Origin of the sequence: Corynebacterium ulcerans, from assembly GCF_000767685.1 — a bacterium.
In the GTDB taxonomy this organism is placed as follows: Bacteria; Actinomycetota; Actinomycetes; order Mycobacteriales; family Mycobacteriaceae; genus Corynebacterium; species Corynebacterium ulcerans.
This window is the reverse complement of sequence record NZ_CP009622.1, coordinates 703,248-729,685: the sequence shown is the minus strand read 5'-3', so window position 1 is coordinate 729,685 and position 26,438 is coordinate 703,248. Positions and strand designations below refer to the sequence as shown.

The window sequence follows — 26,438 nt, the reverse complement described above, 5'->3', positions numbered from 1 at the left end:
CTAGCGGTATCCACCAGATCTAAAGCCACGATGAGGAGGCTTTGTATGGTGTTCTCTCCCAGACCGTGGGTCTCCTGAGCCTGCTATGTCTGCAGAGTCCGAGGAGTCTAACTCGTCCAATGCAGATGCAAGGCTGCGCCCTCTACGTGTGTGACTCTGGTTATTTAAGCCACCTGCTATCCGCAACCCACGGGGTGTCACGCCAGCGCCCAGTGCTCTTAGCAGCTCTAGTTCGGGTGATCGCAAGACCGCCACTCCATTTATTTTTTCTACAACTAGCGGCTGAATCCTGCCTGCCCGTACCGACTCTGCAAGCGCGTCGAGAACGATACTTAAGAACTCTTGCTGTTCGATTCCTGTGGGCGGTGCACACAACGTGAGGCTTCGTCCACCTCGCGTAAGGTGCGCGGCGAGGAGGCCGTCGATGAGCACAACGATGGCACCAGCCGCACGTGTCGGCCCCTGCTCCGGCCACGGTAACGCCGCCCCATAAGGGTTGGCGGGATCTGCCGCGGCAAGCACATATGCGTTCGGCGAGCGGGTGCCAGAAGGCCAGCCTGCAACATCAGGGGTATCGGATAGCCCGCGAAGCCGGTCAATCACCGCCGGCGTGGAAAACTGAGCAGCCCCCAGTCCCTCCACGATGTAGCCGCGCATTGCTTTCCCGGATTCCTCGAAACCAGAGAGCACTTTATAAGCAAGGGCAAAACCGCCAACAACGTCCTCTGATACAACGGCGCCGCGGGTAACCACGCCATATCGATCCAACCACGCCTCACCGTGTGCAACCGACCTGGCTGTGGCGTTGTCATCCGCTGCCATAGTTGCGGACCAGCGTCCCACCACATCCGGCGGTTGGGCTGGTCTATGGGCATGCGCAAAGCCTGTGCGCCCCATCCGTAGTCGACTGCGATTGGGTCGTCTTTGGGCTCTATGCGCGGTCTTTGTTCCCGAATTCGCCGCAAGTCGTGCACGAATCGGTGCAAACCCGTCCGGGCTGACTAGCCCAGCCTCAAAAAGCTCCCATAAAGCGGCACCAAGCTCCGCAGCAGACGACTGATCCGAGGAGAGTCCAAGATCTGCCGCAGTTTCCCGGTGGATATCGGCAAAAAGGAACCCGCCACCGCGAGACAGCAGCGTCATGACCTTGTGTTGAGTCTCGGATAGCGTCGCCGCCTCCGCGTGGGGAATCAACTCTGCCGCGTAATCGCTAGGAAGAAGCATCACCCACGGATCATGTGCACCGGCGCGTCCGGCGCCGACAACGATAATCTCACCGTTATTCGTGAGCTCGTCAAGATCTAGCGGCGAGTAGTTTCGAACCCGTTGCGGCAACACCAATGTCTCCCACGCAGAAGCTGGTAGTCGCACGCCCGCGAGTTGTTCTACCGCGTTAAATACTCCGTCCGCCCCAGAGAGCTCCGGGGTTTCTCCTACTGGCGCAACATGCTGCCATTCAGGGAGGAAACGTCCAAACGTGGCATGGCTCACCGGTTGGGTCTGTTCCCTCACCGCAGCCAGGGATCGGGCCCTGATGATTTTTAAAACCTCAGTGGCAACATACTCCGGAGCATCGCTGCCTTGCCTAAAACGCCCTGCTACGAGCTTGGATTGCGTACATAGCTTTTCGACGACCCCATGCGCGATCCCCGCGGCCAACCCGAGGCAGTGCTGAACGTCCATGAGGGTAAAAGGTCCTCGCACCCGTGCCCATCGCGAGACTATTTGTTCCAATGCATCGGTGATTGTCTCCACCTGCGCGGCAACACCTGGTGGGATGGGTATGCCCAATGCGTCTCGTAACAGGGGCGCATCCAGAGTCTGAGCCAGGTGCTCGACTCCGGCTATTCGTACTTCCATCACTCGCCCACGCAGCTGCTCCATGACGTATTCCAGAGTCATCGGAGGATCAGTAATCTCTGGAAGATCTGTCACGGGCACGGGGCCTACAACGCGAAGAGTATCAATGAGTTCTTCTGCGGTCCTCGCCCTACGGTGTGGGGCTTTACGCTGCATGATGTCATGTACTTCCGCGATGATCTCTGGGTCTAAGAGGTCACGTAATTCCACGGTGCCTAGGAGGCTGGCAAGCAACGCGGGGTCTAAGGCCAAGGCAGCAGCACGCTTTTCTGCAAGCGGACTGTCTCCCTCATACATAAAGGCGCCCGTGTAGTTAAAGAGTATGGAGGAAGCGAATGGGCTGGGCTGAGACGTAGTCACCTCTGCGATTCGTATCCGCCGTTGCTGGATTTCTTGCAAGAGCTCGACCAAGGCTGGCAGATCATACACATCCTGGAGGCACTCTCGGACGGTCTCCAAAATAATGGGGAAGGATGGGTATTTGCGGGCGACGTCGAGAAGCTGCGCGGCGCGCTGGCGTTGCTGCCATAAAGGTGCACGCTTACCGGGGTTACGTCGAGGTAGCAATAATGCGCGAGCAGCGCACTCTCGGAATCTGGAGGCAAACAGCGCGGAGTTGCCCACTTGTTCGGCAACTATTGCTTCAATATCATCCGCGTCGATCACAAAGAGATCGGCTCCAGGTTCCTCGTCGGATTCCGGGAGACGTAATACTATGCCGTCATCGGAGGCCACCGCCTGTGCATCCATGCCTGTGCGCTCAGATATTCTCGCGCCTACAGCAAGCGCCCACGCAGCATTGACTCCCCTGCCATAAGGAGTGTGTAAGACGATTCTCCAGTCGCCGAGCTCGTCACGAAAGCGCTCCAGCACCAGTGTCTTTTCATCGGGCACAATCCCCGTGGCTTCCTCTTGCTCGCGTAAAAACTGTAGAAGATTCTGACGAGCAAACGCGTCGAGTCCGAGTTCTTCCAGTTCTACAAGATCGTCACTGCGATCTTGTTCGCTGCCTGCTAAAGCGTGACGACGCCCCACAATCCTACGGCGAAACTCCCCCAGCGCTTTACCTAATTCCGCAGGACGTCCAGCTTGGTCTCCTGTCCAAAAAGGCAGCCTCCCGGTGTGGCCCGGCGCGGGAATCACCAGCACTTGGTCGCGCGTAATCTCCTCAATCCTCCAACTGGAAGCGCCCAGTGTAAACACGTCGCCCACCCGCGACTCGTACACCATCTCCTCGTCGAGTTCTCCTACTCGCCTGGGGGCAGAGTCGGCCCCCGTCGAGCCGGCGAGGAAGACACCAAACATGCCCCGATCTGGGATAGTTCCGCCACTTGTGACCGCTACCCGCTGAGCTCCGGGACGCGCAGTCAATGTGCCGGTGATGCGATCAAAGACAATGCGTGGTTTCAGCTCTGCGAAGTCTGTCGACGGATACACGCCACTTGCTAAATCGATGACTGCGTCGAACACCGCTCGTGATAAATCCCGATAGGGATACGCACGTACAACAGTGGCATACCATTCTTCTACGTCAAGGTCTTCCACGGATACCGCTGCTACGGTCTGCTGTAACAGCACATCAAGTGCATTCCTAGGGACCTTCAATTCCTCGATCGCGCCTTCACCCATGCGTCCCACTACCACCGCCGTTTGGATGAGGTCGGCACGGTGTTTCGGATAAAAAGCACCTTCAGAAATAGCGCCCACCATGTGACCGGCGCGCCCCACTCGTTGCAGCCCTGATGCAACTGAGGGCGGGGACTCCACCTGGACAACAAGTTCCACGGCGCCCATGTCGATGCCGAGTTCAAGAGAGCTAGTGGCTACCACGGCTTTCAGGCTGCCCTCTTTGAGCATTCTTTCGGTCAAGGCTCGCTCATCTTTGGAGACTGACCCGTGGTGTGCTCGCGCAATAATCGTGGGTGCTAGGCCCGCCACGTCACTGGCCTTCATGAGTTGCGCGGGTGTTCTGCGAAGTTGCGGGGAAAGTGATTCCGGGTCGTGTTCTTGCGCGTAAATCTCATTGAGTCGGCTGGTGAGCCGTTCCGCAGTCCTCCTGGAATTCACAAAGATTAGCGTGGAGCGATGCGTCATCACGTCGTGATAAACGCGTTCCTCAATAAACGGCCATATCGATCCCTGCGTAGGAAGGGCGGATTCTGACAAAAGTTCCGTCTCCGATAGCGCGGATCCGAGACTGCGGGGGTCGTCGTATACGGCTTCCCCGATGGCGGAACCGGACTGTGCCATGGACACATCACTCATGTCTGGAATAGGCACTCTGACGGTAAGATCCCACTGCTTTTCTGCGGGTGGATCCACGATGTCTACGGGGCGGTCTCCCGCTAAAAAGTGCGCTACTGCGTTGATCGGACGCACTGTTGCCGATAGGCCCACTCGCTGGATGGGTCGACCTGCCAGGCGTTCCAGTCGTTCTAACGTGAGAGAAAGGTGTGCTCCACGTTTTGTTCCGGCCACCGCATGGATCTCGTCCACGATGACAGTCTCAACGTTTTTCAGGATTGCCCCTGCTTTGGACGTCAGCATCAAATACGCAGACTCAGGGGTAGTAATCAGGATGTCTGGGGGTCTTCTCACCTGCCTGGCGCGTTCTGCCGCCGGGGTATCCCCAGAACGAACTGCCACACTAATGTCGGAATAGTCCAGCCCTAACCGGGCAGCTACGTGGTTGATACCGGTAAGTGGTGCACGAAGGTTGTTTTCTACGTCTACCCCCAATGCCTTCAGTGGTGATATATAGAGCACTTTGACGCCTTGGCCCGTGCCTTTGTCCGCTGAAGAGCCCTTATGGGGTGCAGGGAAAGCCACGGTTTGACCACCTGCCGTGGTCAAACCATTGATCGCCCACAAGAACGCAGCGAGTGTTTTGCCAGAACCAGTTGGAGCAACAATGAGGGTGTTTCCACCGGCTGAAATCTTTTCCCACGCAGCTTTTTGTACAGGTGTCGGAGCCGCAAAGACCTCTGCAAACCACGTTGCTACCTGGGGGTTAAAACGTGACAGCACCGGAGCTTGTTCCTCAGAGCGCTCGTAGGAAGAGTCCTCATGGGCAGCAGCACGAGGCGTCTGCGGTTGATGGGGCTGGGATTGCTCGGGCTGCGGTTGCTCGTGGTGTTCATCCGACGACATGCCCTTATTTAACACCGTATGAACCATATGAGGAGACGACGGCGTCATTATGGTGCGGTTATTCCTGTTGTCCCTATTGTTCCGCGGATGATTTTTCTTGAGCCCGTAGGCAAGAGGGGGCAAGAAGCAATGAAAAAACTCACAAAACCAATACGCTGGTGTTCTAGTAGTGCGAAACGCCCGCGCTCCACTAAACTTTAGAGTCATGACTGCTCACTTTGACGACGCGACCCTAACCAAGCGACTTGCCCAGGGAACGGGCGAAATACTCAAAGGGGTAAGAAACGTAGGTCTTTTGCGCGGACGTGAACTAGGCGACGCAGGAGACGATCTGGCACAAAACTGGATTGCGCGTGTGCTGGAACAGCACCGTCCCGATGATGGATTCCTTTCCGAAGAAGCCGCAGATAACCCAGAGCGCCTAGGCAAAGATCGCGTGTGGATTATCGATCCGCTCGATGGAACCAAAGAGTTTGCTACGGGGCGTCAGGACTGGGCTGTGCACATCGCTTTGGTGGAAAACGGCATACCAACCCACGCTGCGGTTAACCTCCCCGACTTGGGAGTGGTGTTCCACACGTCTGAGGTTCGCGCGGTGCGCGGCCCCTACGCAAAGAAGATCGCAGTCTCGCACAACCGCCCTCCTGCTGTAGCCACCCACGTCGCTGAAAAACTAGGTTTCACCGCCGAGCCGCTCGGCTCTGCAGGTGCAAAAGCCATGCACGTGCTTCTTGGCGACTACGACGCCTACATTCATGCCGGCGGCCAGTACGAATGGGACTCTGCGGCCCCCGTTGGAGTCAGCCTTGCTGCAGGACTGCACTGCTCGCGTCTCGACGGCTCCCCCTTGACCTACAACAACAAGGACACCTACCTGCCGGATGTTCTCGTCTGCCGCCCCGAGCTTGCCGACGACATCCTCTCCATGGCAGCCGCCTTCCGCGAGGAAAACGGCTCGTACTAGTTTCTTTTGCCTCCCACTCGGATTACTCAAGTTTGGTAATGCGCACAAGCGGCACAGCTATCCGCAAAACAAATATCGCCCATCGGGAGCTTGTAACACGAACTGGAACCCAAAATGACAGCTGGTGAGATAACTCTGGCTAGGACTTATTTCCTAGCCAGAAAGCATGATCTTCCTCAGTGCTACGTCCGTTATTTGGAGCGGGTTGAACGTGTCAAAGAATTCACGACAGTTTATCTCGTTGCTGACATGGAATATCCCGAGTCGAATGCTCTGGTTCGCGAAAACTTGTTGTTTGATTTACGGAACCAGAGTGGTGGCTCTTTCAACGAAGATGAGTGGGATTTGTACAGCTACTCCACGGTGCTGGGCACGATTGACGAGCCGATTGCTCCAGGGACAGCTGTTTCTCGGTTGTGGGAAGACATGCTGCTTGCGGATGAAGATGAATTCCCGCGGTCATTTATCAGCCAGGTTCGATTCACGCTTATGTCGCGACCGGAGTAAAAACACTAGCACCAAGGCACCGTCAGTAGTCCAAATCCACGCACACCTCAACGAGCTTTGAGCCGTGCCGATAGGTCCGGCAGCTGGTTTTGCGACATCGTTAACTAGTATTTGAAGAAGGCTTGGGTTCCTTCGCAACGAGTCTTCACCACGTTAATAAACCCCTCGTACGGACTTTAAACTACTAACGTGACGCAGTCCTGTACTGATCTTTCCCAACTACCCTAGAGAAATAGTTAGGAAGCCACCACGAAAGTGGACTAGGATCAGGCATCATGATCTCCACACCTTACGAGGACCTCCTGCGCACAATTCTTTCTGAAGGATCTCACAAGGATGACCGCACTGGCACCGGAACCACGAGCCTTTTTGCACAGCAAATGCGCTTTGATCTGAGCGATTCTTTCCCTCTGATCACTACAAAAAAGGTTTATTGGAAAGGCGTTGTGGGCGAGCTCTTGTGGTTCCTGCAAGGCTCATCAAACGTCAAGTGGTTGCAAGACAATAACATCCACATTTGGGACGAATGGGCCTCCGAAGAAGGCGAGCTTGGTCCCGTGTATGGCGTGCAGTGGCGCAGCTGGCCTACGCCTCATGGCACCCATGTTGACCAGATCAGCGGCGCTTTAGACATGCTCAAGCATAATCCGGATTCCCGACGCAATATTGTCTCAGCGTGGAACGTCGCGGAGCTAGAGAATATGGCACTGCCTCCTTGTCATCTGTTGTTCCAGCTCTACGTCGCAGATGGGAAGCTCAGCTGCCAGCTATACCAGCGCAGTGCGGACATGTTCCTAGGTGTGCCCTTCAACATCGCCTCCTACTCAGCGCTCACGCATATGTTTGCGCAACAGGCGGGCTTGGAGGTCGGTGAGTTCATCTGGACCGGAGGTGATTGCCATATCTACGACAATCACCGCGAACAAGTGGAGACCCAGCTCGCCCGTGAGCCTCGCCCCTACCCGCAGTTAGAGCTAGCAAAGGCCAAGGACCTCTTCTCCTACGACTTTGCGGACTTCCAGGTCATCGGCTACGACCCACATCCAGCAATTCGCGCTGAGGTCGCGGTCTAATGTTGCGGGCAATTTGGGCGCAGTCCTGCGACGGGGTCATCGGCAATGGGGTGGATATGCCCTGGCATCTGCCCGAGGATCTCGCTCATTTTAAAAAAACCACGCTTGGCTGCCCAGTCATCATGGGACGCAAGACGTGGGAGTCACTGCCGCCAGCCTTTCGCCCGCTGCCTGGGCGCAACAACTACGTACTTTCCCGCTCCGCAGCTGGTCAGTGGAGCACCGGTGCCTGCGTGGTGAGCGAGCTACCCGACGTCACAGACGCGTGGGTCATGGGAGGCGGACAAATTTATGCGGCAACCCTACCTAAGGTGGATGAAGTAGTACGCACCATCGTGCGCATTGAGCTTCTCGACGTCCTCGGCGACTCCGCGGTTTCCGCCCCTGCGCTTGGCCCCGAGTTTGAGATCGTATCGGAAACTGAGTGGATGGCGTCGATAAGCGGAAAAGTGCACGAAGACTACCAAGCAGCAACTTCCCCACAGCCGCTGCACTACAAATTCCAAAGGTTGCGACGCACTCCCTGAACCAGTCATGATGGTGGGATGAAAGAACACGTAACTATTTACGCGGCCGACTGGTGCCCCTTCTGCCAGCGACTCATCGGTGCACTCAAGCGCACCAACACTCCGTTTACGCTTGTCGACGTCGAGACCGATGCCCAGGCCTCCGAATGGGTCAAATCCGTTAATAACGGCAACCGCATCGTCCCCACTGTCAAGTACTCGGACGGCACCACCGCGACCAATCCTCCAGCCTCCGACGTTCGCCGCAAGCTGGAAGAACTCACCGCTTAATCCGTCAGCTCACGGAGCAAGTAGGTATCCATAATCCACCCATGATCGGCGCGCAGCGTTCGCTTCAGATCAGCGACCTGCGCGCCGATCTCTTTGACGTATCCCTCCCGGATGGTCTGCTGTGGCGTGCCTAGGAAAGCGCCCCACCACATGTAAGTGTGCTCGGTGGCAACGTCCATCCATGCCGACTTGCCGTCAAGCATGACCACGCAATTCCGGCGATCTTTTTCCGACGTAGACGCAAGATTGCGTCCCGTGGTGATATGAATAGCCTCGCCGATGCGGTTGAGCAGAATCCCGTGCGCCGCAGTAAGAACCTGAACAGCGGTAATCCCGGGGATTACCTCAACAGCGCACTCAAGGTCCTCGAGCTTCTGCATATGCTCGATGATCCGCAATGTGGAGTCATAAAGTGAGGGATCTCCCCACACAAGAAACGCTACGGTCCCGCCCTCCGAAGATGCACCCCGGATCGCCTCTGCAAGGAGGTTCGCGCGCTCTTTATGCCAGCGCAGTACCTCTGCATCGTAATCCTTAGGGTCACGATCCCGCTCCGGATCGGTCACCGCCACAATCGGCGTTCCTGGCGCATGCGCATCCACAATCCCCTGGCGTAAAGCCAGCAGATCCGATTTGGTCTCCCCCTTATCAAGCGCGACCACCGCTTGAGCGCGACGAAGCCCCGAGATTGCCTGCAAGGTCAAAAACTCGGGGCTACCTGCGCCAATTCCTATAACAAGTATTGTGCGCACAGTTGTTTATTCGTCGTCTTCATCATCGTACAAAGCAGCGCGATCAACCTCGGTGAGAAGAGCGTTCACGTTGGCATAATCGATGGAATGCTGCTGATGAAGGTAGCGATCACACACTGCAGACAGCTGCTTTGCATCAAACTTATTAAGCGTTAAAATCCGACGGCTGGTTCCGTCCTCTGTAGTCTCATCAAGAGCAAGAACGGCAGTTCCTTTTTCCTCAACCACAGTCGCGGTAATGGCACGACGCTCAACATCGTGAAAAATAGGGTGCTTGTCAGTCATGACATTTTCCTCCACACTTTGAATCTCTCAACGAGCAACTGCTTCCAGCATAGAGGCCAAAGCACACTTGCGGGAAGCTTTTCACTTCCCAATACCAGCCAATTCTTAACTTCCTAGCAGTGTGCGGTATTCTTTTTGCCGAAGGCTCTTAGATCTCCATGATCTTCCTCGATGCCTTTGCGCCCTAGTAGCTCAGTGGATAGAGCACGGCTCTCCTAAAGCCGGTGTCGGAGGTTCGATTCCTCTCTGGGGCACTTTTAAGAACCTCTTTTACCTGCACTTTATGGGTAGAAGAGGATTTTATTTTTGCTGTTTTGGGCTTTTCGGGATGCTTTATCGTGGGATATATATTCTCCCATGCGCTAGCCTCCCCATCTAGGAGTCTCTCAGCACAGACAGTTTCCCGGGGTAGGCTCTTCCGCGAACACACGAATTCCTGATGTTCAGGACGGAGCATGCTAAAACTTTTGACATGAAGAGTGACAGTATCTACAACCACGGAGGCGAACAACCGCCATCCATGCACTCTACATTCCTAAGCAGAAAGCCTCCGTTTTCAAAGACCCAAGTTAATAAGCAGGGTAGCCAATGGCGGGACGGAGAAAAATTTAATTCTGACGTCCTCGATGAGTTCTTAGCATATAACGCAGAATTGATCGAAGAGCTCATTAGAATTATCCAAAACGCTATTGGATGTCTCCTTCGCCCTATGGAGGAATCTGTTGATTCCTCCATAGAACCGGATTCAGACGCTTATGTCCTCACTGCTCGAGTTAAGACCAAAGACACTCTGTTAGTGAAGCTGCGAAGATTGAAGACCACTCCCGTACTAAATATTCATGATGTAGCCGGTATCCGATTTGACTGTAGATATGTCTTTATCTGAGCAACTCGAACTTGCCGAATACTTTTGCCATGAACATCCGTGAAGCAGGCGCAACTAGAGTAGACGTTAAAGATTTTCGGCTGGAGCCACACTCCGGATATCGTGCCGTTCACTTACACATACGATCAGCTGCAGGACGGGCTGAATTACAAATCCGGACCGCGTTACAATCAAAATGGGCCAACCTGTATGAAGAAGCCGGCGACGTACTTGGCCGAGACATCAGGTACCTCCATGAAGGCGCCGAAATACCTTCTGGTGCAGATAAAATGGTAAGAGAATTACATGATTTGTCGACCCTTGCTAGGCGGGTAGAAGAACTTTCAGATGTAAAAGGCAAAACAACTCAAGAGTTGAAGGAACTACGCCAGTCTGCATATGACATAATGAACCGCATCCATAGCGCAATAAAGCAAATCCGTACAAAGTAAGCTAGAGCAAGAGGTAAGTTCGATGTCTTCATTTCTGATTAAATATCAGCGCCGTAGCGGCGTCCTTGACATCCAAGCCTTCGATTCTTTTGTTGAAGCTACAAAAATGCGTCTCAAACTTGATAAAGAGAACCACGATCCAGATCTTGAAATTGTGGCAGTACTCGGAAAAAGCGAAGAGCATATACGAAAATCCCATTCTCGCTACTTTTCCGCAGCCTAAATCGTTGTATTTATATGCCTCGTAAGCATGGTCTGAACTCCTCCTAGCCCAAAATCAGCCTCTACTAGTGGGATCCCTATGAGCTGGTAAAGCTAGATTCGTGGCCATTGAAATCTTCTTGCTTAACAGGGGTGTCCCTAATAGCAGGACACAAAGCTATAAAAATATGGAACGCTTCCACGATGGAATACAACCAACGCAGAAGCGTTCCGCTCATCTACCTCAAACTTTAACGTCTAAAGAACAAAAAAATCGACCTAAAAAAATCAACCAGGCCAGGAAGAGCATTAGCAAGAGAAGACCAGCCATATACACCCTCCGGAGACACAACACATGCAGGTGTCCCACTCGGCGAACTGCTTATAGGATAGTTCGGCCCCTCCGGCACACTCCGATTGGCCAAGTCATCTTCTGTAACAATGTGTCTGTACGTAAACGTTACCGAGTCACCATGTCCAAGGATGAAATTCTTGTTCTTATCAGGGTTCGACCATTCCAGTGCAGGCCTAGGTTCAATGGTGAATGCCTGACCGTTTTTCATCACCAGAGGATCTCCAACAAGGTGAGCCTCACCATCTGCCTGCGTACCAGTGCCGAAACCATTGTCGTAGTTATTGTTAGTGAACTTGACGCGAGTCTCAACTAGATCATTCAAAGCTGGCTTCGCGCGCAAAAACGCAGGAACATGACGTTGTTCCTGCCCTTTAACTTGAATAGATTGGATTTCTGCAGAGAACCCTTCACACTTTTTATCCAACCATGTAGCCGAGAACGGTTTGACAAGCATATCCCCTGCACGTGGCATCTCCGCTTCGGCTAATGCCGGCGTTGAAGTGGTAAATAAAGACACAGCCAGCGCCACACTAAGAAACTTTTTCCAACTTTTCACACATATCCCTTAACTCATAGTAATTTCTTCCAAAAATACCATAAAACTTAATCTTAGCTTATGTAAAATTAAGATTGATTGTGTGCTTCTTTTTACGCATCCCAGCAGACAAAAATCCCACACCAGTTTGAATAGGATTTTCACGCTAAAAACCCAGGCAGATTCCTAGTGATGAAAAATAGCTTTAATCCTTCGCACTCCGTTTGAAGAACAGCCGGACGCATCCCTCCCGAGCCTGCATTTCCATAGACAAACTCCTCATATCACGCCGCAAAGTCCCCTTTTGTCTATGGAAATGCAGGCTACGGCACCCCGCCTCCCCAAAAATTGTCGTTTTTGAGAACGCTAGAAATCCCCACCTGGCGTTTTCACACACGAACTCCCGATAGCGTTCTCAAAAACGACGAATACATGCGAATACAACAGCCTCAGAGGAAACCTCTGCTGTTTTCCCCGCAATGTTCCGCTACGAGTTGTTCATCGTGGGTAACAAAAACAACTCCTATCCCGCTGCGGCACAAATCATGCAGCACCGCCATTACGCGTGCTGCGGATTCTGGGTCAAGCGCAGAGGTTATCTCGTCGCATAGGAGAACTGCCGGTTGTGTGGCTAGGGCTCGGGCAATGGCAACGCGTTGTCGTTGCCCACCAGAAAGTCCCGAAGGCAAGCGATAAGCAAGTTCCCTAGATATGCCTACGCGTTCGAGCAGCTCTATCGCTTGTTGCGTAGCCTCTTTACGGCCAATCATCCGCCGTTTTCCTGCTCTCCCTAACCACCGCTTCTGGGTAGTGGCATCGCGTACGGCACGAGCAACCGCGTCGACAGCTCGCATCTTTGGGTTAAGGGTGGATGCCGGATCTTGAGGGATTATCTGCAATTTTTTCGCATGCGATCGCGGCCACGGTGTGGAAGCCTCACGGTGTATGCCGCTGCATTCCACTGTTCCTCGTCCTTGAAGATTGCTTCCCACTAAGCACCTCAACAGTGTTGATTTTCCACTGCCAGATGCCCCCATAATGGCAAGTATTCGGCCAGGCACAACGGTAAAAGATAGGTCTGAGAAAAGGGTCGTCCCCTCATCGGTTGCATAGCTTAGGCCCGAGGCCCGCAAACATAAGCTCGGCTCTTCCTGCAACGCCATGCCTGCCGCCGATTCCCCGCGCAGAGTCTGCGCCGCATCTCCAACAGCATCAGCAGTCGCACCGCCGGCAGCACCCGCCACATCGCCAATCACACCACCAGCAGCAACACCCGCATCCCCAGCCCCCTTATCGCCAACATAAACATGCGCATCCAGCAGATCGCGAAAAACCCCAAGCCGGTGCCCCGTGATAATGATGGCAACCCCGGAGTCGGCCACGCTGCGTAGGAGGGATGCAATGGTCTTGGCTGTTACGGGATCAAGACCAGCAAAAGGCTCATCTAGCGCGATAACGCGGGGTTTCCTAGAAAGTGCTCGGGCTAAGGCCACTCGGCGTTGTTGTCCACCGGAAAGTTGGTGGAGGCGCTTTGCTGCAGTTTCAGCGGGTAGTCCCACGCTGCATAGGAGCTCTGGAACATCCGCTGTAGGAGCTAGCTCGGTGAGCATCGCGTGGATCGTCATGAGAGGTGGGAGTTCGGCGCCTGGGTCTTGTCCCACAAAGGCGACTTCTTCGCGGCGAAAGCGCGCACGTTCCGCAGCACTGAGTCCAGTGGGATCGACTCCACATACGGAAAGAGTCCCGGTTACCACAGATCCCGCTGGTGTCTCTCCAATCAGGGCAAGCAAGAGGGTGGTCTTCCCGCATCCGCTAGGCCCAACGAGTGCCGTAATGCTGCCAGCCTGGGCGCATACTGAGGTGGCGGGAACAAGCTCACTGGCCCCCAGAGTCACTGCGATATCTGCCCGAATAAGAGGGCCGTTGGATGGCGTTGTCATCGGGTCTCCTTCTTCCCTATCAAAGCCATGACCGCGATGGATACCACCGCCAGCATGATTGCCGGAGCCAGGACGGCAAAGGGGTTGAGGGAGATTCCCCCGGCATTGTCGCGCACCATGGCTGACCAGGCGAACTCCCCCAAACGGGCTCCCACGCCAAGGAAGCTTGCCACGGCTAGTAGGTGCAATGCCTCCACCACTCTTAAGCCCCATACTGAACGCACTACTGCAGACATGTTGGGCAAAATGTCGCGCATAATCACGGAGATATCAGAAGCCCCCGCGTTACGAGCAGCTTGGACATACCCCGAGTGCGCTACCGGGTATGCTGCAGCAGCGATGACCCGTGCAGCGTAGGGCGAACCGACGACCACTGCTACTGCGACCAAAAGCCATAGGCCAGAATCCGGATACAGCACGGAGACAAGCAGAAGCACGATAACCGCTGGCACCAAGATCGTGGCGTCGGCGCTTGTCTCTACGATGAAGCCTAACTTTGGCCTTAAAACACCAAAGCAGCCGACGACAGCCCCTACCGCTGTGGTCAACGTTCCTGCAACCACAGCGGTGAGGATAAGCGCTTGTCCTCCATGCAGTACAGCACTGACTACGTTGCGCCCCAGATGGTCAGTACCCAATAATGCGCTATTTCCTGCTGTATCAAAGGGCAGGCCTGCCGCCGCAGTCGGCGCGGGCAGATGAAAAAGCTGGGTGACGAGCGGCCCGCATATGGCTGTAGCTAATACGAGCAGTGCAAGTATTTTCCGTGTCATACATTCACTTTCGGGGTGCACACGACTTTGAGAATGTCCGCCATCGTCAGTAGGAGGAGGATCAGTGCGCCAGTCGTCGCCAGGACCGCCAGCAGCACGGAAACATCGCGCTGAGAAACGGCCGTGGCCACGAGTAACCCCACGCCAGGGTGGTTAAAGAGCGCTTCTACTGAGACTGTGCCAGCAATGAGAACACCGGCCGAAGTTGCCATTGAGGTGGCAAAGCTAGGAATCGCCAACGGCAGCACGTGTCGTCGTAGCAGGCTCGTACCCGTGATTCCCGCAAGGACGGCGCTTTGGACAGGTCGCGTGGAGGTGGCGTCGATAAGCGCTGCGCGTAGCACTCTGGAATTCCACGCAACCTGAGGTATCACAAGCGCGAGCACGGGCAACACGTACATAGCCATTGAGCTGGGTAGGCCGCCGTCGATAATCGTGACGGCTGGCAGCACCCCTAGCCCCAGGGCGAACACCGCCACGAGAAAGACACCGATCACGAATTCCGGGAGCGCAATAATGCTTGTCGACGCCCACTCTAATCCCCGGGACAGCCCCGACCGAGGTGGCCGCTGAACCCACCAGATAGAGGTTGCGATCGATAGGACCGCGGTAAGCACAAAGGCGATTCCCGTGGTGGTGATTGTGACTGGCAAGGCCGTGGCCAAGAGCTCGGAGATAGGCCTTCCGTGAACAGATACCCCAAAGTCACCGGTCAACGCTTTCCCTAGCCAGTGGAGAAATCGCGTCGCGGGAGGTCGGTCTAACCCCAGGCTTTGTTCGAGACTAGCGATCGCCTCGGGGGTTCGGTTTGCGCCCAAAAGCGCGGCTGCTGCATTTCCTGGAAGTCGATCGATAGCCAAAAAGACAAGACCTAAAACCACGAGCAGTGCACCCGCGCGAATAGCGAGCCGTGGAAAAAGCCAGGTACAAGCACGGGAAACTGCTTTTGGCACGTTTTAGGCCTTTTTTACGGTCTCTAGGAGAACACGTCCGTAACCGGGAGCTTTGGGCAAACCGGACAGGCCTTTGGCAGCAATGTCCACGCCGTCTGATGCGCCCCAGACCAAGTAGCCGCCACGCTCGAACTCAATTTTTTGGAGTTTTTTGCTGAGCTGATCAATCTTTGCCTGATCGGTAGACGCGAGCAGTTCAGCATAAGCAGCATCGAACTCGGCATCGTGGAAGTTGGACTCGTTTGATTTAGCTGCCCCGTTAAGTACTTTTCCAGCAAAGAAGAGCACAGAATCGTTGGTTCCCCAGTAGCCGCAATACAGGTCCGCTTTGGTCCAGGTGCTGTCATAAAATTGGCCAGACTCCTGCTCTACCACCTTAATGCGCACCCCAATCTCCCCCAGCTGCTCGGCGATAACCTTCATCGCTTCGACCTGGCCGGGAGCTTCTGGGGTGACAAAAAGATCGTAGGTCTTGGAGGTATCAAAACCGGCTTGATCCAGCAATGTCTTTGCTTTCTCCACATCACGGTGGCGCACCAGTGATGAATCGATATTGGGGTCACCGGTACCCAGGATGTCATGAGCAACGCTGCCGTATCCTGACAACGCCCGCTGCACTACCTGCTCACGATCAACGCCTAGGCGCAGGGCCTCGCGGACTTTCGGATCGGCAAAAGGCCCATCGGACGTGCGCATGATCAAAGGAATCACGGAGTCGTGAGAACGCTTAATGATCTGAACATTATCGTTGTTTTCTGCAGACCGCGCCGCAATAGGGCCTACGGCCTGTGCAAGATCAATCTGTCCAGCGAGCAGTGCGTTGGTCATAGCCGTGGTGTCTTCAAAAGGAACAACGTGGATCTCTTCAAAGCCTGCTACCGTGCCGTGATAGTCATCGAATCGCTTCAGCTTTGCCGATCCATTATCCCAGCTCATCAGCTGGAAGGGGCCTGATCCCACTGGCTTCTCCGGCGAGGAGCCTTCCTTCATTACAAAAGTCATCAGGCGTGCGAGCATCGGCAGTTGGCTGTTGGGGGTCGCCGTCTTCATGCGCACGGCGCGTTCGCCCGAAGCGACGATGGACTCTGGTTCCACGGGGAGTCTAAAACCATTGGCTTCGTCGGAAAGCATCTTCGTCAGCGACCACACCACGTCTTTAGGTGTGACTGCAGAACCATCGTGGAACTTTGCGCCAGCGGCGATGGTGAACTCCCATTCCATGGGATTAAGCTGCTTCCACTGTTCCATGAGGCGTGGGGCAACAATCTTGTCTGCGCCGGGAACCGTCAGAGCCTCCCAGATGAGAGAGCAGATAAGCATGTCGGAATCATTGGGCAGCAGCTTATAGGGGTCTCGCTGAGCACTTGCGGTCTTACCTAGTGCGCCGACTTTAAGGACCTTTCCCGAGGCCTCCGAGTTTTTCCCCGACGAACCATTGTTTGAGGTGTTGCCCGAAGTGCAGCTCGCCACGGTAAAGGCTCCGAGGCCGAGCGCCGCGATGCTGGTTAAGAACTGGCGACGAGAAAGGTTGCTCATTTTCCACCCTGATTGTTTCGGAATTCCAACAAATATTTTTAATTTGACTTAAAGAACCGCAGGCCATCTTCCCACGCCTGGAATGATCTGGCAAGGCTGTCCTAAATGTAACCCGCCCCACCAGCGAAATTGGAAATAAATATCATTTAAGTCTTTACGCATGATTGCAAAAAGGTTAGCCTCACCTTCATGCAAAAAATCTTTATAGATCATGCGCTCTCACACCAGTTGATTAAGTCTGCCGACGAACTCGCCGCACTCTCGTCCGTTAACAGTCCTGAATCTGCCGCAGCTATCGATACGCTTCTTGACAATGAACTCGCCGATCTACGCGACGTTATCTGCCTCGATCCACGCCAACACGCCACCCTCATTTCGGGACTCCCCTTCCCCGCAGTCAACGGACCCACCCCGGCCTCGTGGCAAGAATGCCGCGGCAAAGTCCGAACGTGGCGATTCATGCTTGCCATAGTGGCATCCGCGGTGGGACGTCCCTTCGGCTGGCTAGGACAGCAAGAAGGACGCCTCATTACAGATCTCGTGCCTACCAAAGGCCAAGAAGCACAACAGGTGGGTGCCAGCAGCAGCACCCCGCTCACCTTGCATACCGAGGATGCTTTTCATCCTCGGCGTTCCACTCACTTTGCACTGTTTGGACTCCGCAACCCCAAAAAAGTAGGGACGACTCTAGCTCCTTGTGATCAAGCCTGGAAACGCTTAGATTCGGATTCCCGCAAAATCCTTATGACTCCCGGCGCGGTCATCCTGCCCGACGACTCCTACTCTGACTTTGACAACTCCGCCCCAGACTCCATGACTGCTGTATGGGAACGCGACCATGGTCTCGGTTTGCGCTTTGATCCCGCTTACACTGATCGTTCAACCGGGTCACGGCGCTGGTGGCAAGCCTATGAAAAACTCGCCGCAGCACTCGATTCCGTGACATATTCAGTACCTATTGCACCAGGGCAGCTAGTAATCATCAACAATGACACCTGCGTACACGGCCGAGTCCCTTTCACGGCAGACTATAACGGGACCGACCGTTGGATGCTCCGCATTAATATGATGGAGCACAATACCCAGCGTTTAACCACTGAATCAGCGGAACCCGGTTACGGACAGCGCATCCGTTGCATCGATGGGCAGGTCCTATGACCAGCACACTCCGTATACTCCGCAGTACAGATCTCTCCCACGTTGTAGTCGAGCCCCAATCAGTTCTCAACGCCGTACGTACTGCACTTACAGAACTGGGGCACGGGAGTGCCGAATGCCCCGAGAAAATCACAGTCAAGGTACCCACCAGCGTGAGCTACTCGATGCTGGGCCGCAGCTCGGCGCTATCTACCGTGGGTTTTAAGACTTCTTTCACACATTGGAAACCACGCAACGTCGACGGGCACCGCGAAAAATCCTACGCAACTACACTCACGCTTTACGACGACACCACCGGCGCCCCCATCGCCATGATGGATGGTGCCCCCATCGGCGCGTTAAGAACCCCCGCCGTATCTGCACTTTTGGCACGAGCCGCCGGATGCAGACCTACATCGGCACTCGTTATCGGTTCAGGGGTCCAAGGACAACAAGCCTCCCCCTTCCTACTCACAGAATTTCCCACCTTGTCCCGGCTCATACTCTCAGGGCATCACCCGGATAGTGTGAAAAAAGCAAAGGACCTTGCGCTTAAAACAGCAACGTCACTAGGAAGGGAGATCACCGTTGATCTGGTCGATAACTCTGCGCCAGTAGCACGTGAATGTGATCTTGTTATTGGAGCGGCCGGGCCCGATACTCCCGCGGTGGTTACCGCCCAGGATCTCCAAGAACATGCCACCGTCGTGGTGGTGGGTCATGGCATCGATGCCAGCGTCTGCCATCAAGCGGAGCGGATTATCACCACAAGCGAGCAGCAGATGCATCTCACCGGAACAGACTTTGCAGATGAGCAAGGTGTCATGCCTGAAATAACTGCCGAGCTTCCCACGCTTTTAGCTGACCAGAGCCCATTGGGGGCGTCGTCAGGCATTACTTTCTGCTACAACAGCGGCCTTGTCCTTACAGACATCGCAGTGGGTTCTGTTTTCGCGGCCGCAGCCATAGAACAAAACCGCGGGGTGGAGGTGGACCTATGGTAGCTGCTCCCGTTTGCCGTATGCCGGTCCCCGCATGGCAAGAAGAATTAGCGCATTCACCGACCTTGGAAAGCATCGCGCATGTCGCCCGTGGGCCTTTCCATGTCCTGTACCCGCGCGCTTTCACAGACACCGCGAAACACTGGCTCGGCACCGCTGCAGACACCGGAATCGCTTTTGGTCTGCGCTTTGGCAAGAAATCCAACAAATCCGGATGCTTTGCTCGGTGCCTCGCCGATATATGTGCCCAGGGATACGACGCCGGAATCGACGTTGCCAGCACCGACGAGTTCCACGCTGCTCTCTGCGCAGGAGTGCCCGGGAAACAACTCGTGGTTACCGGCCCAACGCCAACCGCTGACCTTATCCGGCTTGCTACCTACCACGGTTCTCTTCTCACGGTCTCTAGGCCTGAGGACCTTGACGCGATAGCCAGGGTCATGCACGATATACAGCCGATAAAAAAGCTTAGGATCATGCTCCGTCTTAGTTCTCGCGGACCACACACACGCTTTGGCATGAGCACCGAAGAAAGTTACGCCCTAGCGCAGTCGTTAGAGTCTGGTCACCACCGAGGACTTCCTGTGAGCATCATTGGTGTGAGTTTTCATTGCAATGGATACGACGTAGACGAACGTATTCAGATGTCTCATACGGCGATAGACACCGTGCTTAAACTGAGAGAATGGTCTCCGGCTTCAGTTGTATCTATCGGCGGTGGATTCCCAACATCGAGCGTCTCCCCGCAACTGTGGGATACCGTGACCGAGCAGCTTATGCCTTTCATGTTTGTCACCGGAAAAATTCCTGGTGACCAATATCCTTTTGCCTCCGACTGCGCAGGCGCAGAGGCGCTACGGCATATCCTCACCCGAGGAAAGACAAGCGTTAAAGACAGGGCCATTGCCCACGGAATCACGCTACTGGCCGAGCCGGGAAGAAGCTTGTGCCAGGCAGCAGGAGCAAGCTATTTTCCCGTACTCTCCTGTCATAGGCTTCCCAACGCAGAGGGAAACGTAACCGTTGTAGAAGGCACCAGCCTTAGCCTGTCTGAGCAGTGGTTTGACTCCGAGTATTACCCGGATCCGTATCTCATCCGTGCGGGGAGAATCCTTGATCAAGGTGAACCCACGAGCTCCGCCGTGGCGGGATCTACCTGCCTGGATGGCGATTACCTAAGCCGGAGGTTTATCCGCTTCCCCGATCGTCCCCAACCCGGTGACATTCTGGTCTACCCCGATACGGCGGGCTATCAAATGGATTCCAACGAATCCGCGTTTCACGGCAAAGAGCCTCCCAAAAAATTTGTCTTTTCCGCTACCCCACATCATCACTTCACGGAGGATTTTTCATGACCAACACCGTTGTTACCCGCGTATCCCAGCTCATTGGCAACACCCCGTTGTTCGAGCTCGTCGCTACACCTTCCGGAAGCCGAGTCTTGCTCAAGCTCGAACAATTTAACCCTTCCGGAAGCGCAAAGATTCGCATGGCAGAATCCATGATCAATGCCGCAGAAGCAGAGGGCAGGCTCCAGGCTGGCGGCACGATTGTCGAGTCGACCTCAGGAAACACGGGGCAAGGTCTGGCGATTCTTGCGGTTGAGCGCGGCTATAAATTTGTGGCTGTGGTGGATAATCACTCCTGTAAAGACAAACTCAATGCCATGAGTGCAATGGACACTCACCTCGAATACGTTGCTGCAGAAGGCGATGACGCGCTTGCGACCTCAGCGCGCGAGGACTACGCCGAAGAACTTGGCCAACAACCCGGATGGGTTTTTATGAAGCAACACGACAACGAGGCCAACTCCAAGGGCTACTACCCCGCCGCAGATGAAATCATAGAAACGCTCGGACACTGTCCGTCGCATCTGATCAGCGCGGTGGGCACAGGAGGGAGCCTGTTCGGGGTGACCGAACGACTTAATGAGCTGGGCTATCGGCCACACACTATAGGGGTAGAACCTGAAGGGTCAATCGCTTTTGGCGGACCCGCGCATGACTATCGGCAATCGGGTACTGGTACTCCTGAGGGAGCCGTTATCGGCACTGCGGTGCGCTATGATCTCCTCGATGTGGGGGCAAAAGTCTCTGACATCGCTGCTTTCGCGGCTTGCCGGACGATAGCAAAGCACACCGGACTGCTCCTCGGGGGTTCCGCCGGCGGAGCCGTTATTGCTGCATTAGAGTTGCTTCCTACGCTGCCGGCTGGCTCCACGTCAGTAACCATGGTCTGCGATGGCGGCGAAAAATACTTAGATACTGTCTTCAATGACTCGTGGATGCACTCTCATAACCTGCTTGATTCCGACCTTGAGGAACAAATCTGGAAGCATATAACGGCATTGCGTGAGGGAGAATCCCCTGCCCCGCTAAAACTCACCCGAGTCTCTTGGTCAAAGGAAAAAACGTGCGTCTAGCTAGCTCTGGTTCACAAGATCCCGGCTCTTTGCAGAGGCAACTTCTACGGCTTTCCCTCCCCCTAGCTGGAACTCAGCTGGCTAACATCGCGTTATCCACTACGGATACCATCGTGATGGGATATCTCAGCGTTGCGGCCCTGGCAGGTGGCGGTCTGGCGGTGATCTGGTTTAACCAAATTCGCACGATGGCGGTCGGGCTTCTCACTCCCTTGGGCAACCGTATTGCGCAAGTCCATGCGCGATACGAGCATAATCCCAGCACTGAGCTGCAACAAGAGATTCGCAATCTCACGCGCACTGGCCTGTTCTTAGCAACAGCGAGCGGGATTATTGGTGCAATCCTTCTCGTCCTGATTAGTTACGCACTGCCATTCTTCGGCCAGCCGTCAGCGGTTACTGACGCCGCTATCCCCATGATGTGGGCTCTAGCGCCTGGCCTCATTCCGTGTCTCTGGTTTCAAGTGTCACGGCAGTTTTGCGTAGGACTAGGCAAACCGCAATCCCTCTTGGGGATCACCCTCGCCATGGTCGTTGTCAACGCTTTGCTGAACTTTGCTTTCGCCTTTGGCTACGGGCCGTTTCCCGAGCTTGGCTTGGTAGGAATCGGCCTATCCACCACGCTCGTTCACTGCACGTCTGCAGCCGCTTATTTCGTCTTAATCAACAGAAATCCCGACATTAACTCGTTCCATGCCATCGACTTTTGGCGTCGCGACGCAACCTCATTCCGCTCCCAGCTCCTACCGCAGCTACGCACTCAGCTGCGTTTAGGTGCTCCGGTCTCAGCCACCTACGGCGCGGAAGCCGGCATGTTTTCGGTCTTAGCCCTCATCATGGGGTCTTTCGGCGCGGATGCTCTTGCGGCCCACAATGTGGTGTACCAAGTTACGTTCATTGTTTTCCAAATCGGAATCGGTTTTTCCCACGGCAGCTCAATATTGGTCAGTCGTGCATTTGGGCTTCACGACGTCCACCTCTCCCGACGTATCGGCCTGCAAGCGCTAGCCACCATGATGGGGGTCGTATCCATATCCGCGATTTTTTTCCTTTTCACACCCGAATTTGTACTCCGTCCTTTTATGCGCGATGCCACCCCCGAAGCACTGGCTCTCGCGGTGTCTTTGCTCATGATCGGCACCCTCATGGAGTTCGTAGACACTGGCCAAAACGTAGCAATCGGGGCGTTACGCGGCATCAATGACACCTCAACAGGCCTTAAAGCTTCCCTCGTAGGCTATTGGGTTGTAGGGCTTCCCGCTGCCCTAGCGTTTGCCTACGGTTTTCATCTCGGCCCCCATGGAATCTGGTGGGGTCTAGTCGCCGGACTAGCAACGTCGGCATTCCTTTTATGGACTACCTTCCTACGAAAAACCCAGGCTTTAGAAGAAACGTAGACCCGCTACCTGCGGGTACACATACGACAAAGATTGGTAGCTGTCCTGTGATTCAGGAACAGCTACCAATCTTCTTTTCTCTACGTATATGCCTCAAAAATTCATTTAAGACGCCAACACACTTCAGCTAAAAAATTTTAAAAATTTAGCATTTCCGCTGGTGTAGACCCTATCCCATTTCTTTCTTCGAACAATCCATCGCATGCTGAACATCCAATGTCATAGGGGCTTCATATTTTCTATATCAGACAAGCACCGCGGTCCAGACTTTCGTGGAAACCGCGACCTATATTTTCTGCGGATGCTGTGCTCGCGGTGTTTGTCGCCCATAACAATCGCTGACTATTCCCTCATAGTCCATGTTCAAAGGAGCACCGATGTCTGCACCTACCCCTCAGCCAACCGATAACCCATACACCCAACAGCCTCCTGCCAAAAAGAAAGGTGGATGCTTTAAATGGGGCGCCATCGTTGGTGGCGGTCTCCTCGTCCTCGGAATTGCGTCTTCTCTGGGCGGTGGCGGTGACACCAACACTTCTGCGGAATCCCCAACAACCCAGCAGCAAGCTATAAATAACATTGCTGCAACGCCGCAGCACAACGACGTTGCCACCACGCCTCAGAAAAACGACGTCGCTGATACCCCCGATGTCCCACGTGAATTCAAAAATGCATTGCGCAGCGCCGAACAGTATTCAAAGCTCATGCACATGTCTAAAGCCGGTATTTATAACCAGTTAACATCCGAGTATGGGGAGAAGTTCAGCCCCGAAGCAGCACAGTATGCAGTTGATACGATCAAAGCCGACTGGAACACAAACGCATTGGAAACAGCAAAGAAATACCAAGACACTATGGCGATGTCTTCTGATGCAATTTATGACCAGTTAATCTCTGAATACGGAGAAAAATTCACCCCTGAGCAGGCACGTTATGCTGTAGACAACCTTCCGCAGTAATATTGCTACTTGAGATAGTAGCCCGGTATCGAGCCACCTTGCCCCGCCAATAAGGTTTTTGGGCAATGGTGGCTCTACCATTTATTCCATGTTGTATGCTTCTTCCGCGTTTTCTGCGGAGATTACTCTGGTAGCCGAGACAAGCCAGACAGATACCCTTGTGTCCTTTGCGTGGATCATGGCAGCCGCGCTTGTAGCCCCGCTGCTTTCCTACGCCACGGGAAAACGTATCCCCGCCGTCGTGTTACTCATTGCTTTCGGATGCCTCATTGGCCCCCACGTTCTGGGCCTGGCGTCGGAAGCCGGAGGCGTTGGATTAATCAAAGAAATCGGCCTAGGTATGCTTTTTCTTCTTGCCGGCTATGAGATTGATCCGGAAACCCTCCGAGGAAAGGAAGGACGATCCGGACTTTCCACATGGATTATGTGTGCGGTGTTGAGCTTCCTTGGAGCTTTTGCCATCTTGGGCTTTGATAACGCTTCCACAGCGATCGTGCTTGCTATCGCCGTTACGTCCACGGCGATTGGAACGTTGCTGCCAATTATGAAGCAACAGAATCTACTCAACACCTCCGTGGGGTCCTCCCTCATGATCCACGGCGCGATCGGAGAGATCGCCCCCATTCTAGCCATGGCCTTATTGCTATCCGCCCGCTCAACATGGACGACAGCTGCTGTCTTGTTTGCGTTCTTCCTCATCGCCATTGTGGTGGCTATTGTCCCCAAAACCGTTAAATTGTTCCTCCCATGGATGGGACGTGCGATGGTCGATGGGGCGGGATCAACAAACCAGACAGTCCTGCGACTCATCTTATTAATGCTTGCCATCTTGATGGCTGTCGCAGCAGTCTTTGAATTAGATGTGGTCCTCGGAGCTTTTGCTGCAGGTTTTATCCTGCGACAAATGGTTCCGCAAAAGTATCGGGTAGCGCTGGAACAGCGTCTAGATATTGTCGGCTACAGCCTGCTTATACCGGTATTCTTCATTTGTTCAGGCATGGCCATTGACCCCGCAGCGGTAGCAGAAAAACCTTGGTTCCTCCTCATTCTTATTCCGCTGATTTACATCACGCGTGGTCTTCCAGTCTTCCTACGGGAGATGTTCTTTAATACCGGCTCGGGGCTTAAAGATCGGAGAGAAAAATTACAGCTGAGCTTGTTCGCAGCGACTGCTCTACCCATCATCGTGGCAGTTACGGAAGTCGCCACGGCTTCCCACATATTGAGCCATGAGAATGCGTCCATCATGGTAGCTGCGGGCTCTATCACTGTCCTTCTCTTCCCATTACTCGCTAGTCATCTCAAGCCAGCGAAAGCTTATACGGAGTCCCCGCAACAGGTTCAGGACGTCTCACATTCCTAAGAGTGGAGAGCAAGCCTTTTGTGGCGTGCTCCCCCTCGTTCTTTACGCCCCGAGGTGTTACTGTAGTTAAAACTATTGCCTGTAGCATCAAAATTCACCTCATGAGGCTTAAACACACCCAAAAACCTCATTTGTGTCATGTATCTGAGTTTTGCTGCCGCCTGCATATCTCTGATCGACCCAGCACTTTTACACTGCTTGAAAGACAGGAAAGTCATTTAGCATGCCCAACTTTGATACTCCGATTTCCAGGCGTGGATTCCTCAAGGCATCTGCTGCCTTTGTCGGTGGCGCTGCTGCACTGGCAGTGGCTCCTGCCGCATCTGCCGCACCCGGACCGATCCTGGGAACTGTCATCGATTTTGCCGCCGGAGTCCCTCGCGCACACGACGTCAAAGCAGCAGGACATATTGGAGCCGTCCGATACGTTTCCCAACGCCGCCCCGGCACTGAAGGCTGGATGCTGGGTAAACCAGTTACGCTCGCAGAGACCACAACGAATGCCACTCTAGGACTCGCCACTGCGTCTGTTTACCAGTTTGGCAAGGATGCTACTGCAGATTGGAAACAGGGTGCCGCCGGTGCGGTAGTCCATGCACCACAAGCTATCGCTCTCCACATCGCCGCAGGAGGCCCTAAAGGTCGCCCGATCTACGTGGCCATTGATGACAACCCAACGCGCGCCCAATACGACCACCAGATCCGCCCATATTTGCAGGCTTTTGGCTCGGCACTCAATGCCGCTGGTTATAGTCTTGGTATCTACGGCAACTACAACGTGATCGACTGGGCTATTGCTGATCGTCTTGGTTCTTTCTTCTGGCAACATGATTGGGGCTCCAACGGCCGAATCCACCCACGCACCACGATCCACCAGAAAGCTGGATACGCAAGCAAAATCTCCGGCATCGGCGTGGACATCAACAATGTGTACGCCTCGGATTGGGGCCAATGGCTCCCCGGCGCAGCTCCGGCAGCACCACCGTTTATTCCCGGGAACCCTGCTCCTGTAATTCCGGGCCTCCCTGATCTCCAGCAGCTCTCGTCCCAGCTTCCTGTCAATATTCCTGCACCACAGCAGGCGCAGATTAACGCTGTACTTGACTTGCTCAAGATGATTAACCTGCGCTAGCGCAAACATAAAGCGGCGGCCTAGTACAA

General features: G+C 54.5%; 24 protein-coding genes and 1 tRNA gene. 17 read left to right on the top strand and 8 right to left on the bottom strand.

What is annotated here, in order from left to right:
- The gene (locus CULFRC11_RS03380) at positions 1-5,010 is read right to left on the bottom strand and encodes an ATP-dependent helicase (protein ID WP_230478266.1); all 5,010 of its coding nucleotides are present in this window, start codon (positions 5,008-5,010) and stop codon (positions 1-3) included.
- 205 nt (positions 5,011-5,215) lie between these two features.
- Between CULFRC11_RS03380 and CULFRC11_RS03375 the strand changes: the two genes are divergently transcribed.
- The 5 genes from CULFRC11_RS03375 (at position 5,216) to CULFRC11_RS03355 (ending at position 8,351) form a co-directional block, all read left to right on the top strand.
- Entirely contained in the window at positions 5,216-5,974 is a 759-nt protein-coding gene (locus tag CULFRC11_RS03375) for a 3'(2'),5'-bisphosphate nucleotidase CysQ (RefSeq protein WP_014836141.1), read from the top strand.
- Positions 5,975-6,088: 114 nt separating this feature from the next.
- Positions 6,089-6,481 (top strand): hypothetical protein, encoded by a 393-nt coding sequence (locus CULFRC11_RS11290; RefSeq protein ID WP_023635363.1) that lies wholly within the window; start codon positions 6,089-6,091, stop codon positions 6,479-6,481.
- A 272-nt stretch (positions 6,482-6,753) separates the two neighbouring features.
- Complete coding sequence (locus CULFRC11_RS03365; protein ID WP_115236753.1) at positions 6,754-7,554, top strand: thymidylate synthase; 801 nt, start codon at positions 6,754-6,756, stop codon at positions 7,552-7,554.
- Complete coding sequence (locus CULFRC11_RS03360; RefSeq protein ID WP_023635361.1) at positions 7,554-8,081, top strand: dihydrofolate reductase; 528 nt, start codon at positions 7,554-7,556, stop codon at positions 8,079-8,081. Before CULFRC11_RS03365 ends, CULFRC11_RS03360 begins: the two co-directional genes overlap by 1 nt.
- Positions 8,082-8,099: 18 nt before the next feature.
- Entirely contained in the window at positions 8,100-8,351 is a 252-nt protein-coding gene (locus CULFRC11_RS03355; RefSeq protein ID WP_013911060.1) for a mycoredoxin, read from the top strand.
- On the opposite strand, the gene cobF is transcribed toward CULFRC11_RS03355, so the two are convergent.
- The gene (gene cobF / locus CULFRC11_RS03350) at positions 8,348-9,103 is read right to left on the bottom strand and encodes a precorrin-6A synthase (deacetylating) (protein WP_023635360.1); all 756 of its coding nucleotides are present in this window, start codon (positions 9,101-9,103) and stop codon (positions 8,348-8,350) included. The two genes, CULFRC11_RS03355 and cobF, sit on opposite strands and share 4 nt — an antisense overlap.
- A 6-nt stretch (positions 9,104-9,109) precedes the next feature.
- A complete protein-coding gene (locus tag CULFRC11_RS03345) occupies positions 9,110-9,388 on the bottom strand; it encodes a cg0963 family protein (protein WP_013911058.1) in 279 nt (92 codons plus the stop codon).
- Positions 9,389-9,569: 181 nt separating this feature from the next.
- On the opposite strand from CULFRC11_RS03345, the gene CULFRC11_RS03340 reads away from it, so the two are divergent.
- The 4 genes from CULFRC11_RS03340 (at position 9,570) to CULFRC11_RS03330 (ending at position 10,928) form a co-directional block, all read left to right on the top strand.
- Positions 9,570-9,642 (top strand) — tRNA-Arg (locus CULFRC11_RS03340).
- Between the two features lie 218 nt (positions 9,643-9,860).
- Positions 9,861-10,274, top strand: a complete 414-nt coding sequence (locus CULFRC11_RS11220; RefSeq protein WP_144245012.1) for a hypothetical protein — start codon at positions 9,861-9,863, stop codon at positions 10,272-10,274.
- A 29-nt stretch (positions 10,275-10,303) separates the two neighbouring features.
- Positions 10,304-10,705, top strand: coding sequence for a hypothetical protein (locus CULFRC11_RS11215; protein ID WP_051373192.1), 402 nt, complete (start codon positions 10,304-10,306; stop codon positions 10,703-10,705).
- A 22-nt stretch (positions 10,706-10,727) separates the two neighbouring features.
- Complete coding sequence (locus CULFRC11_RS03330; protein ID WP_013911052.1) at positions 10,728-10,928, top strand: hypothetical protein; 201 nt, start codon at positions 10,728-10,730, stop codon at positions 10,926-10,928.
- 229 nt (positions 10,929-11,157) lie between these two features.
- Here the strand turns inward: CULFRC11_RS03330 and CULFRC11_RS03325 are convergent, their stop codons facing one another.
- The 5 genes from CULFRC11_RS03325 to CULFRC11_RS03305 form a co-directional block, all read right to left on the bottom strand.
- Positions 11,158-11,817: a hypothetical protein gene (locus CULFRC11_RS03325; protein WP_023635359.1), complete on the bottom strand. Its 660-nt coding sequence runs from the start codon at positions 11,815-11,817 to the stop codon at positions 11,158-11,160.
- A 428-nt stretch (positions 11,818-12,245) separates the two neighbouring features.
- On the bottom strand, positions 12,246-13,736 hold the full coding sequence (locus CULFRC11_RS03320) for an ABC transporter ATP-binding protein (protein ID WP_038620420.1): 1,491 nt from the start codon (positions 13,734-13,736) through the stop codon (positions 12,246-12,248).
- Entirely contained in the window at positions 13,733-14,509 is a 777-nt protein-coding gene (locus CULFRC11_RS03315) for an ABC transporter permease subunit (protein WP_023635357.1), read from the bottom strand. The genes CULFRC11_RS03320 and CULFRC11_RS03315 overlap by 4 nt, the downstream gene beginning before the upstream one ends.
- The gene (locus CULFRC11_RS03310; RefSeq protein WP_023635356.1) at positions 14,506-15,462 is read right to left on the bottom strand and encodes an ABC transporter permease; all 957 of its coding nucleotides are present in this window, start codon (positions 15,460-15,462) and stop codon (positions 14,506-14,508) included. The genes CULFRC11_RS03315 and CULFRC11_RS03310 overlap by 4 nt, the downstream gene beginning before the upstream one ends.
- A 3-nt stretch (positions 15,463-15,465) precedes the next feature.
- Positions 15,466-16,998: an ABC transporter substrate-binding protein gene (locus tag CULFRC11_RS03305; RefSeq protein WP_023635355.1), complete on the bottom strand. Its 1,533-nt coding sequence runs from the start codon at positions 16,996-16,998 to the stop codon at positions 15,466-15,468.
- Positions 16,999-17,187: 189 nt separating this feature from the next.
- On the opposite strand from CULFRC11_RS03305, the gene CULFRC11_RS03300 reads away from it, so the two are divergent.
- The 8 genes from CULFRC11_RS03300 to CULFRC11_RS03260 all read left to right on the top strand — a co-directional run bounded on the left by CULFRC11_RS03300 (position 17,188) and on the right by CULFRC11_RS03260 (position 26,409).
- Positions 17,188-18,156 (top strand): TauD/TfdA family dioxygenase, encoded by a 969-nt coding sequence (locus CULFRC11_RS03300; protein WP_023635354.1) that lies wholly within the window; start codon positions 17,188-17,190, stop codon positions 18,154-18,156.
- Positions 18,153-19,139 (top strand): ornithine cyclodeaminase, encoded by a 987-nt coding sequence (locus tag CULFRC11_RS03295; protein WP_023635353.1) that lies wholly within the window; start codon positions 18,153-18,155, stop codon positions 19,137-19,139. Before CULFRC11_RS03300 ends, CULFRC11_RS03295 begins: the two co-directional genes overlap by 4 nt.
- On the top strand, positions 19,133-20,491 hold the full coding sequence (locus CULFRC11_RS03290) for an alanine racemase (RefSeq protein WP_038620417.1): 1,359 nt from the start codon (positions 19,133-19,135) through the stop codon (positions 20,489-20,491). Before CULFRC11_RS03295 ends, CULFRC11_RS03290 begins: the two co-directional genes overlap by 7 nt.
- The gene (locus CULFRC11_RS03285; RefSeq protein ID WP_038620414.1) at positions 20,488-21,558 is read left to right on the top strand and encodes a cysteine synthase family protein; all 1,071 of its coding nucleotides are present in this window, start codon (positions 20,488-20,490) and stop codon (positions 21,556-21,558) included. The genes CULFRC11_RS03290 and CULFRC11_RS03285 overlap by 4 nt, the downstream gene beginning before the upstream one ends.
- A complete protein-coding gene (locus tag CULFRC11_RS03280; RefSeq protein ID WP_038620411.1) occupies positions 21,549-22,955 on the top strand; it encodes an MATE family efflux transporter in 1,407 nt (468 codons plus the stop codon). Before CULFRC11_RS03285 ends, CULFRC11_RS03280 begins: the two co-directional genes overlap by 10 nt.
- 377 nt (positions 22,956-23,332) lie before the next feature.
- Entirely contained in the window at positions 23,333-23,914 is a 582-nt protein-coding gene (locus CULFRC11_RS03275; protein WP_023635351.1) for an Ltp family lipoprotein, read from the top strand.
- A gap of 88 nt (positions 23,915-24,002) precedes the next feature.
- Positions 24,003-25,277 carry a cation:proton antiporter gene (locus tag CULFRC11_RS03270; RefSeq protein WP_038620408.1) on the top strand — a complete coding sequence of 425 codons (1,275 nt, stop codon included), beginning with the start codon at positions 24,003-24,005 and terminating at the stop codon, positions 25,275-25,277.
- A 223-nt stretch (positions 25,278-25,500) separates the two neighbouring features.
- Positions 25,501-26,409: a DUF1906 domain-containing protein gene (locus CULFRC11_RS03260; RefSeq protein WP_038620405.1), complete on the top strand. Its 909-nt coding sequence runs from the start codon at positions 25,501-25,503 to the stop codon at positions 26,407-26,409.
- The last annotated feature ends 29 nt before the right edge of the window (positions 26,410-26,438 follow it).